We start from the raw sequence: 16,299 nt of genomic DNA on the forward strand, positions 1-16,299 counted from the left end.
AGCACGCAAGAGCACACGCAGTAAAGAATTCCTTCAACACGAAAGGCGGTCCGTATGGAATGGTTGCATGAGTTATTCAAGAAGTCGCCCGAAATTGCCTTGTTTCTCTCCCTGGCAGTGGGTTACTACATCGGCAAGATCAAGTTCGGCTCGTTTCAGCTGGGCGGGGTCGCCGGTTCACTGCTGGTGGCGGTCCTCGTCAGCCAGGTAGGCGTGGCCATCGATCCCGGCGTCAAGTCGGTGCTGTTCGCGCTGTTCATTTACGCGGTCGGCTATGAAAGCGGGCCGCAGTTCTTCAACTCCCTGGGGCGCCAGTCGGTGCGCGAAATCATCCTGGCCGTCGTGCTGGCCGTGACGGCGCTGCTGACGGTGGTCATCATGGCCAAGGTCTTTGGCCTCGACAAGGGCCTGGCGGCCGGCGTGGCGGCGGGCGGCTTGACGCAGTCGGCCATCATCGGCACGGCCGGTGACGCGATTACCAAGCTGGGCCTGGCGGCCGACGAGGTGGCGCGCCTGCAGGGCAACGTGGCCGTCGGCTATGCCGTGACGTATGTGTTCGGCTCGTTTGGCGCCATCATCGTTTGCGTCAACATCTTGCCGAAACTCATGGGGCGCACCATCCGCGAAGATGCGATCAAGGCGGAAACGGCGCTGCAGGCGGGCGTGCAGGTGCTGGGACCTGGCCAGACGCCGGCCGCGCCCGACCTGATCGGCCGCATCTATGATGTGGGCCCGGGCGCCGGGCGCTCCGTGGAGGAGATCGAAAGTGCCCATCCGAATACGGCCATCACCATTGAGCGCGTGAAACGCAATGGCCAGATCATCGACGTCAGCCCGGACCTGGTGCTGGCGGCCGACGATATCGTGCTGCTGGTGGGCCGGCGCGAAGCCATGCTCAGCGTCTCTTCCCAGCTGGGCAAGGAATTGCTTGCCGTCGAAGGCATGGAACTGGTGATGCAGCGCCGCGACATGGTGCTGACCAACAAGGCTTACCACAACAAGACGGTGGGCGAAATCCGCAGCGCGACGGCGCCCGGCGTGCGTCACGGCATCTTTGTCGTGCAGCTGAGCCGCATGGGCAAGATCTTGCCCATGCAAGCGGAAACCATCGTACAGACGGGCGACGTGGTGACCATTTATGGCGCCGAGCAAGACGTCAAGCGCGTGGCGGCTGAAGTGGGTTACATGATCGTGCCGAGCGCCAAGACGGACTTCGTCTACATGGGCGCCGGCCTCGTCGTTGGCCTGCTGGTGGGCTTGCTGGTGGCGCGCATCGGTTCGATTCCGCTGACCCTGGGCAGCGGCGGCGGCGTGCTGCTGTCGGGCCTGGTGTTCGGCTGGTTCCGCGCCAAGCGCCAGACCTTCGGCTACATGCCCAGCGGCGCCGTGCAAATCCTGAAAGACCTGGGCCTGGCCGGTTTTGTTGCCGTCGTCGGCCTCACCTCCGGCCTGCAAGCCGTGCAAACCGTGCGCGAACATGGCCTGACCCTGTTTGGTGTGGGCGTGGTGGTGACCATCCTGCCGATGATTTTGACCATGCTGATCGGCCGTTACATCTTGCGCTATGACAACGTGGCCGTGTTTGCGGGCGCCTTGTCCGGCTCGCGCAGCGCCAATCCCGCGTTCGGCGAAGTGCTGAACGCGGCGCAAAACTCGATTCCCACCGTACCGTTTGCCATTACCTATGCCTTGGCTAACGTTTTCCTGACCTTGCTGGGGCCGCTGATTGTGGCCTTCGTCTGAGTCTGCATGTATGTGCAAGAACCTTTGCAAGAACCCTCAAAATTATCAGTCTGATAAGGAGTAGCAAAAATGGATTTCAGTAACCCCGCCAAACTCGCCCTGTTGAGCCCCTTCGAACTGAAGGATGCGCTGATCCAGACGGCCAAGCAAAGCAACCGCCTGATGCTGAACGCGGGCCGCGGCAACCCGAATTTCCTGGCGACCACGCCACGCCATGGCTTCTTCCAGTTCGGCCAGTTCGCCATGACGGAAGCGGAGCGCTCGTATGTCTACATGGACGACGTGGGCGGCTTTCCCACGCGCGATGGCATCGAGGCGCGCTTTGAAATCTTCGTGCGCAAGCACGAAGGCAACCCGGGCGCGCATTTCATCGAGGCGGCCGTGTCGTATGTGCGCGACCAGCTGGGCCTGAGCGCGGGCGATTTCATCTATGAAATGTGCGAAGCGATTCTGGGCTGCAACTATCCCGTGCCGGACCGCATGCTGCGCCTGTCCGAGAAAATCGTCGGCCAGTATATCCACCGCGAAATGATCGGCGACCATCCCTTCATCGGCAACTTCGACATGTACGCCGTCGAAGGCGGCACGGCGGCCATGACGTATCTGTTCTCCAGTCTGAAATCGAACCACATCATCCAGGAAGGCGACACCATCGCGCTGGGCATGCCGATCTTCACGCCGTACATCGAGATTCCCCAGCTGAATGATTACAAGCTGAACACCGTGCACATCGATGCGCCGCAATCGAACAATTGGCAATTCACCAAGAAGGAGCTGGACAAGCTGCTGGACCCGAAAGTAAAAGCTTTCTTCCTCGTCAACCCCAGCAATCCGCCTTCCGTCAAGATCGACGACGAGACACTGGAATACATCGCCAAGATCATCAAGAAGCGTCCGGACCTGATCATCCTGACCGATGACGTGTATGGCACCTTTGCCGACAATTTCGTCTCGCTGTTCGCCATTTGCCCGTTCAACACCATCCTTGTGTACTCGTTCTCGAAATACTTCGGCGCGACGGGCTGGCGCATGGGCGTGGTGGCCACGCATGAAAACAATGTGCTCGACGACAAGATTGCCAAGTTGCCGGAAACCATCAAGAAGCAGCTCGATGCGCGCTATCACTCGATCACCACGGAGCCGCGCCAGCTGAAATTCATCGACCGCCTGGTGGCCGACAGCCGCACGGTGGCGCTGAATCACACGGCCGGCCTGTCCACGCCCGTGCAGGCGCAGATGACCTTGTTCTCGCTGTTCTCGCTGATGGATGAAGAGCAAAAGTACAAGCAGTCGATGAAGCGCATCGTGCTGCGCCGCAAGGAAGCGCTGTACCGCGAACTGGGCTTGCCGATGGTGCACGACGCCAATTCCGTGCGTTACTACCACCTGCTGGACATGGAGTCCCTGGCCGCGCAGATGCATGGCGTGGAGTTTTCGCAGTGGCTGCTGAAAAAACTCAAACCGAACGAAGCGCTGTTCCGCCTGGCCGAGGAAACGGGCGTCATCCTGTTGCCGGGCCGCGGTTTCGGTACCACGCATCCGTCCGGCCGCGTGTCGCTGGCCAACCTGAACGAATACGACTACGCCAACATCGGCCGCGCCATCCGCAACATGGCATCCGAGTTCTTTGCCGTGTTTGAAAAGGAAAAGGGCGGCAAGAAGGCGAAGAAATAATTAGTTTGGTAAAGGCTTGACCGCAACGGGCGCCCCGCAAGAGGCGCCCGTTTTTGCATGCCAGCGCCAGTAACCAATAGTGCAGCCTGGAATGGACATCCGTGGATATAATTGCTATTGTGAAAGTATAAACATGGCAACCCCGTGCTTTCCCCTCATTCATTGACTGGACGCTACATGGGCAGATTGCAAGGACACTTATCATTATTGCTGGCGGGCGCGCTGGGCGCGGCCATGCCCGCCCTGGCGGAACCGCTGACATTCAGCGAGGCGCTGCAGCAAGCGGCCAAGGCCTCGGGCGCCGTGCAGGGCGCCGCGCTCGACGTGCGCGCAAAAACACTGAAGGCGGAAGCCTTGTCGAATATCGATGGCCCTTCCGTGGACTTGACGGCGTTTCGCGGCCGCTTGTCGACGGACTTGAGTATCGATACCAGCGGCTTGGCCGGCGTGGTGGGCGGCATCGAATCGGTGCTGCCGCCGATTCCCGGCTTGCCCACGCCGCACATTCCCAATTCCCTGAACCGTGAAGTGGTAACGGACCTGACCTCGTTCGGCTTGCTGGGCATGTGGCCCATCTACACGGGCGGGCGCCTCGATGCCGTCAAGGGCCTCGCTTCCAGCCTGACCCTGGCCGCGCAGGCGGAGCACACGGAAGCGGAAGAACAGCTGGCCACCCTGGTGGCGCAGCGCTATTTCCAGTTGTTGCTGGCCAAGCGGGTGGTGGCGGTGCGGGCCGAAGTGACGGCCGGCGTGACGCAGCACCAGCGCGACGCGGCCAAGCTGGAAAAGGGTGGCCTGATTTCGCGCGCGGAACGCCTGCGCGCCGACGTGGCCCTGGACAGCGCCCGCAGCGAGGAAGCGCAGGCGCGCAGCGATGAGGAAATCGCGCAGGTGGCGCTTGACCGTTTGCTTGCCGTCAATACGCAAGTGCGGCCCAGCACGCCGCTGTTCGTCAACAGCTTGCCGGTCGGCACCTTGCAATCGTTCATCAGCACGGGCATGCGTGAAAATGCGAACTGGAAAAAGATCGACAGCAAGCGGGTGCAGGCCGAGCAAGCCTTGAAGCTGCATGGCAAGGAATACGCGCCCACCGTCTTTGCCATCGGTAACTACAACTTGAATCGCGGCAGCGAAAAGCTCGTGCGCTCGAACTGGGCCATCGGCCTGGTCGTGTCCGTGCCCCTCGTGCACCGCATCAATACGGGCAAGATGATCGCCGCCGCCAAGCTCGACCAGGAGCGCGTGGAAGTGGTGGCGCGCCAGGCCGAGCGCGACATTCCCACCTTGATCGAAAAGAACTGGCGCGCGCTGGAAAACGCCCGCATCCAGTATCTGTCCACGGCCTCGTCGGTGGAGCTGGCACGCGAAAATATCCGCCTGCAAACGGTGGCCTTCCAGCAAGGGCAAGTGACGTCGCTGGAAGTGGTCGACGCGCGCCTGAACCTGGCCAAGGTCGAGACCCAGCGCGCGCAGACGGCCTATAACTATGTGATGGGGCTGGCGCAATTGCTGGAAGCGACGGGCGAGACGCAGCGCCTGGGCAGCCTGGCGGCAGCGGCCGATATCCAATTACCTGTGGACAAATAATAATGAGTACTTCCAAAAAACCATTGGCCATAGTCGCCGCTGTCATCGTCCTGGGCTTCGTCGGCTGGGGCCTGTACCAGGCATTCCAGCCGCAGCGCCTGCCGTTGCAGGGACAGATGGATGCGCAGGAAGTCAATGTCTCGTCGAAAGTGCCGGGCAGGGTGGGCGAGCTGTACGTCAAGCTGGGCCAGACGGTGCCGAAAGGAGAGCTGCTGTTCCAGCTGACGAGCCCGGAAGTGGACGCGAAGATCGCGCAAGCGACGGCCGCCACGCAGGCAGCCGATGCCGTGGCGCAAAAGGCGCAAGCGGGAGCACGTCCGGAAGAAGTCGCGGCGGCGAAAGCCAATTGGGAACGGGCGCAAACGGGGGCGACCATCGCCAAGACCACGTACACCCGCGTCAACAATATGTACGAGCAAGGCGTGATCGCCCAGCAGAAACGCGACGAGGCGCAAGCGCAATGGCGCGCCGCCGACCAGCTGGCGCAAGCTGCCCGCGCGCAATATGACATGGCGCAAAAAGGCGCCCGTCCGGAAGACAAGACGGCCGCCGCCGCGCAGGCGCGCCAGGTGGGTGCCGTGCTGACGGAAGCGCAGATCGCCCTGGCCGAGACGAAGATCGCCGCGCCGGTGGCGGGCCAGGTCAGCAAGATCCAGATACAGCCCGGTGAACTGGCGCCGCAAGGCTTTCCTGTGATTACTCTGGTGAATCTGGACGATGCCTGGGCCGTGCTGCAGGTGCGCGAAGATGAAATGGCCGCGTTTGCCATGGGCAGCACGCATACGGCCAACGTGCCGGCGCTGAAACAGCAAGTGAGCTTCAAGGTCAGCTCCGTGGCCGTGCTGCCGGATTTTGCCACGTGGCGCGCGGCCCGTCCGGGCGGCACGGACTTGCGCACGTTTGAAATCCGGCTGCGCCCGGCCATCAAGGTCGATGGCTTGCGTCCGGGCATGTCGGTCGTGTTTCCACCGCTCTGATACGCGATGAGCGAAGCGGATAAAGGGCCGGTTTCTACGCTGGCGCGCGAGTGGGCGCGGCTGCGCGGCGATTTTTGGGATCTGGGCATGCTCAGCTGGATTCCCGTCGCGCTGTGCGGCATGTTGTGGCTGGTGTTTTCCGCCGGCATCGCGCGCGACTTGCCCATCGTCGTCATCGATAACGATAACTCCACCCTGTCGCGCCAGCTGACGCGCTGGCTCGACGCTTCGCCCGGCATCGCCGTGGCGGCGAAAGTGGCGTCCAGCGACGAAGCCCTGCACAGGTTGCGCGAACGCACGGCGTTTGGTTATCTGGTCATTCCCGGCGATTTCGAGCAGAAACTGCTGGGTGGCCGTCAAGCTACCGTGCAATGGCTGTACAACGCGCAGTTTTCATCGCACGCGGGCGCCTTGCTGCGCGACGTGCGCACGGTCAGCACGACCTTGTCGGCCGGCATCGAGATGACGGCGCGGGTGAAAAAGGGCATGTCGGGCGTGCAGGCGGCGGCCCAGTTCGAACCGATCCGCACGACACTGAACAGTTTATACAATGAAAACACCAGCTATGAAGCGTTTCTGACCCTGGCCCTGATGCCGGCCATGCTGCAGATTTTCATCGTCGTCGCCGTCGTCACGAGCATCGGGCGCGAGTTGCGCGACGGCACGGTGCCGCAATGGCTGGCCTCGGCCAACGGCAGCTGGCTGCGCGCCGTCGGCGCCAAGCTGCTGTTCCCCCTCATCGCCTACAGTGCGCTGGCGCTGCTGTATTTGCTGTTCTTCAGCCTGGCGCGGGACTGGGCCGTGGCGGGCAGCTTGCCAGCCTTGCTGCTGAGCATGTTGCTGCTGGTGCTCGCGTATTGCGGCCTGGCCACCTTGCTGATCGCCGCCACCCTGTCGCTGCGCCTGGCCCTGTCGGGCGCGGCCTTCATCACGGCGCCGGCCTTCGCGTTTGCGGGCCAGGCCTTTCCCTTGATGGCCATGCCGGCGCCGGCGCGCGCCTGGGCGGAAGCCTTGCCGCTCACGCATTATCTGCAGCTGCAAACGAAATACTGGCTGGCCGGCGCGCCATGGCGCTATGGCGTGCAGGAAATGCTCATTTTGGCTGGCTTTGCCGTCGGCTGCGGCGCCGTGGGCGTCTTCCTGCTGGCGCGCCGCGCGAATGCGCCTGCGGCATGGGGGCGCGCATGATGTGGCAATCCTTCCTCGCCACCTGGCGCGCCATGCTGACGGACAAGGGCGCGCTGACCTTGCTGTTCATCGGCGGCATCATCTATTCCTTCTTCTATCCGCTGCCGTACTCGACGGAAATCGTCCAGCGCGTGCCCGTGGCGGTCGTCGACCAGGACCGCAGCGCCATGTCGCGCCAGCTGACGCGCTTCGCCATGGCCCATCCATCCTTGCAAGTCGTGGCCGTCACACCGGACTTGCCCGTCGCGCAGGATTTATTGTGGCGCGACCAGGTCATGGGCGTCTTGATCCTGCCAGACGGCTTGCAGACGGACGTGCTGGCCGGCCGCGCCGCCCATGCGCAAGTGGCGGGCAATGGCTTGTATCTGATGCTCAACAAGGTGGCCTTGAACGGCCTGGCCGAAGTGGTGGGCACAGTGTCGGCCGGTATCGAGCTCAAGCGTCTGGGCGCGGGCACGCCGTCCAGCGTGCAGGCCAGCCAGCAGCGCTCGCCCATTGCGTTCGACGCCGTGCCCTTGTTTAACGTCAAGGAAGGCTATGGCGCGTATGTCGTGCCGGGCGTGGCGACACTGATCGTGCAGCAAACCTTGCTGATCGGCATGACCATGCTGTTCGGCACCTGGTACCAGCGCAAGAGCTTTCCGATAGCGGGTCAGCGCACGGCGGGCGGCTATGCGGGCATGCTGCTGGCGTTTGCTTGCGTCGCGTTTCTCAACTGCTGCTATTTCTTCGGCTTTGTTTTCTGGTTCCAGGATTACCCCCGTGGCGGCAACTTCGGCGGCATGCTCTTGCTGCTGGTGCTGTTCTCGCTGGCGGAAGCGGCTTTCGGCATGCTGCTGGGCATGCTGTTCCGCACGCGTGAACGGGGCACGCAGCTGATGATCGCCACCTCGATGCCGATTCTGTTCCTGGCCGGTCTGACGTGGCCCGTGTCGTCCATGCCCGTCGTGCTGCAATGGCTGCGCTGGTTGCTGCCATCCACGGCCGGCATCCAGGGCTTTGTCGCGCTCAATCAAATGGGCGCTTCGCTGTATGAAATCCGCCATGAAGTGGCGGGCTTGCTGGCCTTGCTGGTAGCGTGCGTGGCGCTGGGCTGGTGGCGCTGGCGCAAGATGGGTGAGGTCGTTGTTGATTTGAACAAGGCGTAGTGGGAACGATATGCAATAATTTCGTTTCCGTAACCCCGGCGAAATGCCGGGGTCGGACCCTCAGGGTCCGACCCCAGTCCTTGGCTTAGGGTTTGACTCGCTGCCTTTCTGAGAATCACCATGTCCGCCTTTAACTTGTTCCAGCGCCTGTCCCAAGCCCCCACCAAACCGAAGGCGGCGCCTGCCGCACGGCAGTTCGATGTGGCGGACCTGTACCAGGGCCCCATCGCGCTGGGAGCAGAGGGCGAGGCGCAAGCACGGCCTTTCGATGAAAAGCTGCGCCAGGCCTATTTCTGGATCGTCAACCACGCCATCATCAGCCCCCATTACGACATCGAGTACAACGATGGCCCGTCGCAGACATACTCCGTGGGCGACAGCCGCCGCACCCTGAATCTGCCGTCGGCGCAAAGCTATTCGAGTTTTATCTTGCTGCCGTTGCTGACGTTCGCCACGCGCCGCAAATGCCTGTTTGTCGGCGGGCCGGGGCGGGGCAAGACGGCCAGCGCCTTGCTGATGGGCGTGCTGGCCGGCTCCACCGTCAAGGAGGTGAAACGCGCCATGCAGCACGGCCACCCGCAAATGACGGTGGCCGATTTGCTCGGCAACCCGCTGCCGGCGGACCTGGTCAACGCGCAAAGCATGGACGATATCCGCATCGCCTGGCGCGCCTGGCTGGGCATGCGCGTGAAGATTGTCGATGAATACAACCGCATCCCCACGCGCACGCAAAGCGCGCTGCTGACCGTCATGGGCGACAATTACGCGGAAGTGCTGAACCATGTTTATGAGTGCCCGGAGGCGGCCTGGTATCTGACGGCCAACGACGACCAGGGCGGCGGCACCTACCAGGTGATCGAGGCGCTGCGCGACCGGGTCGACGTGACGGTGCAGGCGCTGGCCTTCAATCCACGCTTTTTGAATGAACTGCTGCTGCGCGTGGAAGAAAACCTGCGCCCCGAAGAGCTGGTGCCGCCCGATATCATCTTCACGGAAGGCGAGGTGGATCAAATAGGCGTAGCGATCCGCCAGGTAGGCATACCGGACGCCGTGCGCCGGCGCCTGGAATTTTTCGCCAGCCAGTTCGAGCTGTTCGAGACGGCCGGTGGCCAGTTCGAATACATGACCAAGGATACGGCCCGCCTGGCCGGCGCCGACCGTGGCGCCGCGCAGGCGGCCGACAATGGGCGCGACCGCCTGAAGGACCTCGGTTGCCAGACCTTGAACGGCATCTCCGTGCGCACCCTGATGGCGCTCATGATCTATGCCAAGGCCATGGCGTATTTTCGCGGTAACGGTGAAGTGGAGCTGGAAGACTTGCGCCAGGTGCTGCCGTTCGTCCTGCACAACAAGCTGCAGCCGGACCCGGACGCACCATTCTTCGCGTTGCCGGAAAACGCCGCCTACCGCAGCGACAGACTGGGCTGGCTGCGCCGTTTGTTCGATTTGTCCAACGATGAATTCAACCGCCTGGACCTGGACCGCGATGATCCGGTGGGCGTGCTGTCGGCCGAATTCGACCTGGGCCTCGATGGCGTCAGCGAGCGCGAGACCCTGGCGCGCCTGAACCGCATCGAAAAGCTGATCGGCGAACGCACGAAGGGGAGAAAACTGTATGGCCCTCTGTACGACGATTTGCTGAAGCTCAAATACCTGCACCAGCGCTATACGAATTACCGCAGCTGGCTGCGTTCGCAATGAGTGTCCAGCATTGTCAAGGCTTCCTGGACGCGCTGGCGCTACTCAATAGTGAAGCGAGCGACCTGTGTACGAGCTACGAGTTGCAGCGCCTGCCCGATGCGTCGGATCTCGCCACGGCGCTGGGCTTGCGCGTCGAAGATTATGCCCTGAACGTCATCGAACCCGCACGCGACTTGCCGGCAGCCCTGTGGCACGTTAATGCGGTGCCGTGCGGGCGTGCGCACCTGGAACAAGTATGCCAGCGCTGGTTTTTTTCGTCGCGGCACATGCAGGCGGCCCCGCCCGGGCGCTTTCGCGCGCAGCTGGTGGCCGCGTTCCTGGAGGCGCTGGACGACGCGCTGGGCGGATTTTCCCTGCACGCCGTGACGATGACGCCGCCCTCCGGTTTCTGGTATGCGATTCATTGGGACGAGATCGCGTTCGAACTGGGGGATGAACGTTATCTGCTGCACTTTTCGCACAGCGATTGAGGCGTGGCGATGATTTCTCCTGCCTTTGCCTCGATACTCGCCAGCGGCCGCGCCCAGTTCAATGCGCGTGCCGTGGAAGCGCGCCGGCGCTTTCCCTCGCTCGACATGGCCGCCTTCGGCGCCTTTTTGCACGATGGCGTCGATCCGCTGGTGGTGGCCGTGGCCGCCGCTGCGCCCGAGCGCGTGGGCGGCGCGACCCTGGCCGCCTACGACATGGCCCTGGAACTGGTGGGCCATGGCCTGGCCGGTCCGGCCGCGAAAAATCCCTTCCTCAATAGCGTCTGGCGCGAACTCGCGCCGCAGTTTTCTTCGCTGCTGGCGACGGCACCCGTCGAGGTGCTGGGCATGCTCAGCAACGCCGCCACCCACCTTTGCGCTGTGGCGGGAGCGCGTCCCGCGCAGTGGCAGACCGGGATGGCTGCCGTGGCGCCGCAAGTCGGCAGCGTCGCGCAGCTGCGCGCCGTGGGCCAGGTGTTGGCCTGGCGCGCAGGCGTCGCGCATTTCCGTCAGGGTGCGCTGGCCGCTGCCGACACCTTGCCGCCCGCGCTGGCGCTGGCGGCGTTTGACGAACCGGGTGCGCAATGGCCGCAGGTGCATGCACAGCTAATGGCCAATCCCTGGCGCGGCAATGCCGAGGGCAGGGAGTTTGGCAGCTTCAGCGGCCTCGGTGGCGCATTCGGCACGCCGCCGCAAGTGCGCGCGACAAAGGACGGCTTTGTCGTGCGCAGCGCCGAACGTCATTATCTGCTGGTGGCCGATGCCTACGGCGCCGTGCTGCACAGCGCCACGGCGCAGGAGTTTGCACAGGCGCAAACGGGCACGCCATCGGCCGTGCGTCTCGATGGGGCGACCGTGCATATAGGCGCGCGCAGCATCGTGCTCGATGTGCCGGCAGGCGACGTCGCCATCGCTGCCAATGCGCACACGCTGGCCATCACGTCGCCGTGGACGCATGCGATCCGCTTGCTGCCACTTGCATGAAGAACGATGCCGACACCACCCTGATCGACGCCTGGCAGGCTGCCTGGCCCGAGGCCCTGGCCGTGTGGAGCAAATTTACGCGCCTGCGCGACCCGAGCCTGTGCGCCAGCCGCGTCGAGGCCAGCAAGCAGGGTTTGTCCGGCAGCTTCGCCATGATCCGCTTGCTGGACCAGAGCGTCGTGGTGGATTTGCCGCTGGTGACGGAACTGGGGCTGGACGACTATGCGCTGGAAATCCTCGCGCATGAAATCGGCCACCACATCCTCGCGCCGGGCAGCGCCAGCGACCAGTTCCGCCTGCTGGCGCGCATGCGCCGCGCCTTGCCCACCCTGGAACAGCACGCGCCCATGGTGGCCAACCTGTACACGGACCTGTTCATCAACGACCGCTTGCAGCGCCAGGCGAATTTGCGCATGGCCGACATCTACCGCAAGCTGCAGCAGGGGCGCACGGCGCAAGCTGACGCAAAGGACATGGCCAGCGGTGGCGTGTGGACCCTGTACATGCGCATCTATGAAAACCTCTGGCAGCTAGAGAAGGGCGAGCTGGGTGGCGGCCAGGCCGACGAGCGCCTGGACACGGATGCCTGGCTGGGTGCGCGCCTGATACGCGTGTATGCGAACGACTGGATGCTGGCGGCGGGCCGCTTCGCCACCTTGCTGCTGCCTTACCTGGTCGAGGATACGGATGCCTTGAGCCCGAGTCGCTACCTTCTCGACACGCGCGACGCGGCCCGTGGCTGCCAGACCTACGGCGCGCAGCAGATCGAGGATGACGAGGAGGGCGGCGCCATCCATCCCGTGCACGACAAACGCATTTCCGGCCTCGATTGCGAGGAGCCGCCGGCCGAGGCGCCTGCCAGATCGGGTGGCGGGCAACTGCGCGAACCGTTCGAGCTGGGCGATATTTTAAAGGCCGCGGGCGTGGACCTGAGCGACCATGACATCGCCATCCGCTATTACCGCGAGCGGGCCTTGCCGCACCTGGTGGCGTTTCCCAGCCGTCCCGCGCCCGAGTCGCAGGAGCCGCAGATGGAAGGGCTGGAAGCGTGGGAAATCGGCGACCCGCTGGAAGACATCGACTGGCTTCAATCGGTGATGCAGTCGCCGCGCCCCGTGCCGGGCGTGACCACCGTGCGCCGCGTATATGGCCGCGAACCGGCGCGCGCCATCGACGCCGTGCCCGTCGACCTGGACATGTATGTGGACAGTTCCGGCTCCATGCCGAACCCGCAGGCGCACACCTCGTTCCTGACCCTGGCCGGCGCCGTCATCGCCCTGTCCGCCCTGCGCGCCGGCGCGAAAGTACAAGTGACCCTGTGGAGCGGCAAGAACGAGGTGATGCAAACGCCGGGTTTCGTGCGCGATGAAGACATGATCCTGGGCGTGCTGACGGAATTTTTTGGCGGCGGCACCTGTTTTCCCATCCACCGCCTGCGCCAGACCTATGCGGGCAAGCGCGAACGGCCCGCGCACATTTTGATGATTTCCGACGATGGCATCACCACGATGTTCGACAACGATGAACTGGGCAACAGTGGCTGGGATATCTCGGCGAAAGCGCTGGCCCAGGGCGGCGCGGGCGGCACCATGGCCCTGAACCTGGAGCGCGACTGGGATGGCGCGGCGGCCAACAAGTGGCTGCAGCAAACCTATGACGATTTAAAGCGCGCACGCCGCGAGCAGGGCTGGGATATCCACGCCGTCGAGCGCTACGAGGACTTGCTGGACTTTGCGCGGGCATTCAGCCGGCGCCACTATATACAACCATGACATGCACACTCCCGGACCCCACCTCGAAACCCTGACCCACCGCCTGGCCGACACCCCCGTCGAATTCCTCGCCGAGCCGCGCATCGCCGGCGTTGCCAACGCGCAGGCGGTGGCCGTGGCCGCGCTGGTCAACGACATCTTGCTGCTGCATGGCGCGCGCGCGCCGGCCGCGTCCTTGCAGGGTTTCATCGGCGCGCAGGTGAAGGCGGACCGCAACCGGCTGGCGCTGGCCATGATCCTGTGCTGGCTGCTGGCCGACGACTGGTTCATCGGCCAGCAGCTGCCGCAGCCAGCCCTGCTGCAGGTGCTGGGCGAGGCGGCGCGCGAACTGGCCGCCAGTACGCCTGCCCACCAGTTTACGCAAGACCCCGAGCGGCGCGAGGAACTGGCGCGCATCGTGCTGGCGCGCCTGGGTTTTCGGCCCCGCGACGAAAGCGTGGCGCAGGCCACGGACAGGTTGTCCGCCATCAGCGGCACGGAGCGCCGCCGCCTGCTCGAAGCGAGCCGCCTGGCCGAACAGCGCGCGCGGGAAATCCGCGAGGCGCTGGCGAAGAAGGCGGCCGAGGAATCGGCCGACAAGTGGTCGCGCGAATGACGCTCGCTGGCAAAGCTGACGTCAATCTGCCGGGCGGCGCCTGGGAATCGGACCGCGACTACTGTCCCACCCTGACCTTGGGGGGCGCGCGCATGCTGGCAAAACTGCGCAGCCATCCTTGCGCGCCCGTCTACCGCAACCGCAGCGGCAACAAGCTGTTGGCTGCGGAGGTTGAAGCGCTGCGCGCCTATGAGCGGGAAGTCATGCAGGCGGTAGTCGCCTGGAGTGCGGCCGCGCCGCCATCCTGGCTGCCCGATTTTCTCAAGGTGACTTACGCCACGGTGCCGTACTACCGCGCCTGCGGTTCGCCGCCTTCTCGCCTGGCGGACGTGGCACCCATCAGCCGCGCCGAGCTGGCGCACGATATCGCCGCCTTCGTGCCCGACGAGGCGGATCTGGCGCGCATGATCAACTTCCAGACCACGGGCACCACGGGCCACCCGCTGCTGATCGCCTCGCACCCGCTGGTGGCGGGGCGCTACCTGGCTTTCCACAAGCGCGCGCTGCGGCGCTTCGGCGTGACCTTGCGCCATGGCGCGGGCCAGGTGGGCGTCATGCTGCTGGGGCACCAGCGCCGCTGCTTCACCTATGTCTCCGTCACGCCCACGATGGACGAATCGGGCCTGGCGAAGATCAACCTGCATCCGGACGACTGGCGTCAACCTGAAGACCGCGCGCGCTATCTGGATGCCATGGCGCCCGAGCTGATCGCGGGTGATCCCATCTCGTTTGCCGAGCTGCTGACCCTGCCCATGACGCACAAGCCGGCCGCGCTGCTGTCCGTCTCGATGATGCTGTTGCCCGGCATGCGCGCACGCCTGGAGGCGGTGTTCGGCTGCCCCGTGCTCGACATCTATTCGCTCAATGAAGTGGGGCCGGTCGCCGTCTACGACGAGCAGGCGGGCGGCCACGTGCTGCTGCAGCACCGGCTGTATGTAGAAATCCTCGATGCTGAAGGCAAGGCCGTGGCAGATGGGGAGCGCGGCGAAATTACCGTGACGGGCGGCTTTAACTTTTGCCTGCCCCTGGTGCGCTACCGCACGGGCGATTACGCCTCGCTGGCGCATGGCCCGCACGGTCCCGTGCTGGTGGGCCTGGCCGGCCGCAGCCCCTTGCGCTACAGGACGATCAAGGGTGAATGGATCAACAATATCGACATCACGCACGCCTTGAAACCGCTGGCCATCGCCCTGTTCGGCGTGCACCAGCATGGCGATGGCGGCATCGCGCTGCGCCTGGCGCCGGGCGCCATGCCGCAGGCTGACCGGGCGCGCACCTTGCTCGCGCCTTTTTTCGGCGCCATCACGGTCGAGACTTTGCTGGCGGAAGACAAGATCATTCAATACACCTCGGATTTGCGGGAAGCAGTGGCATGAACTTTTATAAACGCGGCCTCGTGGTGGGTAAATTCTGTCCGCTGCACCTGGGCCATGAATTATTGATACAGCGCGCCACGGACGGGTGCGAAGAGCTGCTGGTGGTCAGCTACACCAAGCCTGAATTTCCCGGCCTGGAACCGGCGCGCCGGGAAACCTGGCTGCGCGCGCAGTTCCCGCAGGCGCAAATCGTCGTGCTGGACGATGCGCGCCTGGCCGCCCTGTGCGCGGCGCGCGGTCTGCCTGCGCGTCCGCTGCCGCACAACGACGACGAGGGCGACGCGCATCGCCATTTCATGGGCTGGCTGTGCTGGACGGTGCTGGCGCTGCCCGTCGATGCGGTGTTCAGCAGCGAAGATTACGGCCCCGGCTTTGCGCAGGTGCTGGAACGGCATTACGCGATGGGAGCGGTGGCGCATGTCAGCGTGGACCAGGCGAGAACGCTGGTGCCCGTGTCCGGAACGCGGGTAAGGCAAGACCCGCAGGCCCACAGCGCCTTCCTGTCGCCCGTCGTGCGCGCCGACTTCGTCACGCGGGTGTGCGTGCTGGGGGGCGAATCGAGCGGCAAGACCACCCTGGCCGCCGCGCTGGCAGCGCATTTCGATACCGGCTGGGTGGCCGAGTATGGCCGCGAGCTGTGGGAAAGCCAGGATGGCATTTTGCACTACGACGATCTGCTGAGAATCGGCCGGGAACAGTTCAAGCGTGAAGCTGCCGCTGCCGCACAGGCGCGTCGCTGGCTGTTTTGCGACACCTCGCCCCTGACCACCTATTTTTACTGTGTCGAGATGTTCGGCAGGGCCGAGCAGGAACTGGCGCAGCTGGCCGAGCATCGTTACGACCTGGTGCTGCTGTGCGCGCCCGACTTTCCCTTTATCCAGGATGGCACGCGCCGCGACGGCGATTTCCGCGCGCGCCAGCATGCGTGGTACCAGGTCGAGCTGGCGCGGCGGGGGATCGCGTATGTCGATGTGTCCGGCACGGTCGCAGACAGGGTCGGGCAAGTCGCACAATTGCTCGCGCGTAGGTCGGATTAGGCCCGAAGGGCCGTAATCCGACATCACCACATACGTCAACAATGTTGTCG

The 16,299-nt window shown here is 64.2% G+C and carries 13 protein-coding genes; all 13 read left to right on the forward strand.

Going from position 1 to position 16,299, the window contains the following annotated elements:
• The first annotated feature begins 54 nt into the window (after window positions 1–54).
• Window positions 55–1,743: an aspartate-alanine antiporter gene (gene aspT / locus CNX70_RS11720; RefSeq protein WP_096234816.1), complete on the forward strand. Its 1,689-nt coding sequence runs from the start codon at window positions 55–57 to the stop codon at window positions 1,741–1,743.
• 69 nt (window positions 1,744–1,812) lie between these two features.
• Window positions 1,813–3,417 carry a bifunctional aspartate transaminase/aspartate 4-decarboxylase gene (locus CNX70_RS11725; protein WP_096234817.1) on the forward strand — a complete coding sequence of 535 codons (1,605 nt, stop codon included), beginning with the start codon at window positions 1,813–1,815 and terminating at the stop codon, window positions 3,415–3,417.
• 177 nt (window positions 3,418–3,594) lie between these two features.
• A complete protein-coding gene (locus tag CNX70_RS11730) occupies window positions 3,595–5,004 on the forward strand; it encodes a TolC family protein (protein WP_244199119.1) in 1,410 nt (469 codons plus the stop codon).
• A gap of 2 nt (window positions 5,005–5,006) precedes the next feature.
• Window positions 5,007–5,981: an HlyD family secretion protein gene (locus CNX70_RS11735; protein ID WP_096234819.1), complete on the forward strand. Its 975-nt coding sequence runs from the start codon at window positions 5,007–5,009 to the stop codon at window positions 5,979–5,981.
• Window positions 5,982–5,987: 6 nt separating this feature from the next.
• The gene (locus CNX70_RS11740) at window positions 5,988–7,169 is read left to right on the forward strand and encodes an ABC transporter permease (protein WP_096234820.1); all 1,182 of its coding nucleotides are present in this window, start codon (window positions 5,988–5,990) and stop codon (window positions 7,167–7,169) included.
• Window positions 7,166–8,317 (forward strand): ABC transporter permease, encoded by a 1,152-nt coding sequence (locus CNX70_RS11745; protein WP_096238405.1) that lies wholly within the window; start codon window positions 7,166–7,168, stop codon window positions 8,315–8,317. The genes CNX70_RS11740 and CNX70_RS11745 overlap by 4 nt, the downstream gene beginning before the upstream one ends.
• A 120-nt stretch (window positions 8,318–8,437) precedes the next feature.
• Window positions 8,438–10,018, forward strand: coding sequence for an AAA family ATPase (locus CNX70_RS11750; RefSeq protein ID WP_096234821.1), 1,581 nt, complete (start codon window positions 8,438–8,440; stop codon window positions 10,016–10,018).
• A complete protein-coding gene (locus tag CNX70_RS11755; protein WP_096234822.1) occupies window positions 10,015–10,488 on the forward strand; it encodes a hypothetical protein in 474 nt (157 codons plus the stop codon). The genes CNX70_RS11750 and CNX70_RS11755 overlap by 4 nt, the downstream gene beginning before the upstream one ends.
• Window positions 10,489–10,497: 9 nt before the next feature.
• Window positions 10,498–11,469 carry a hypothetical protein gene (locus CNX70_RS11760; RefSeq protein WP_096234823.1) on the forward strand — a complete coding sequence of 324 codons (972 nt, stop codon included), beginning with the start codon at window positions 10,498–10,500 and terminating at the stop codon, window positions 11,467–11,469.
• On the forward strand, window positions 11,466–13,241 hold the full coding sequence (locus CNX70_RS11765) for a vWA domain-containing protein (protein WP_096234824.1): 1,776 nt from the start codon (window positions 11,466–11,468) through the stop codon (window positions 13,239–13,241). The genes CNX70_RS11760 and CNX70_RS11765 overlap by 4 nt, the downstream gene beginning before the upstream one ends.
• A 1-nt stretch (window position 13,242) precedes the next feature.
• A complete protein-coding gene (locus CNX70_RS11770; protein WP_096234825.1) occupies window positions 13,243–13,836 on the forward strand; it encodes a hypothetical protein in 594 nt (197 codons plus the stop codon).
• A complete protein-coding gene (locus CNX70_RS11775) occupies window positions 13,833–15,212 on the forward strand; it encodes a phenylacetate--CoA ligase family protein (protein WP_096234826.1) in 1,380 nt (459 codons plus the stop codon). The genes CNX70_RS11770 and CNX70_RS11775 overlap by 4 nt, the downstream gene beginning before the upstream one ends.
• Window positions 15,209–16,249, forward strand: a complete 1,041-nt coding sequence (locus CNX70_RS11780) for an AAA family ATPase (RefSeq protein ID WP_096234827.1) — start codon at window positions 15,209–15,211, stop codon at window positions 16,247–16,249. Before CNX70_RS11775 ends, CNX70_RS11780 begins: the two co-directional genes overlap by 4 nt.
• Window positions 16,250–16,299: the final 50 nt, after the last annotated feature.

It is taken from the genome of Janthinobacterium svalbardense, from assembly GCF_002327145.1.
Taxonomy (GTDB): Bacteria; Pseudomonadota; Gammaproteobacteria; order Burkholderiales; family Burkholderiaceae_D; genus Janthinobacterium; species Janthinobacterium tructae.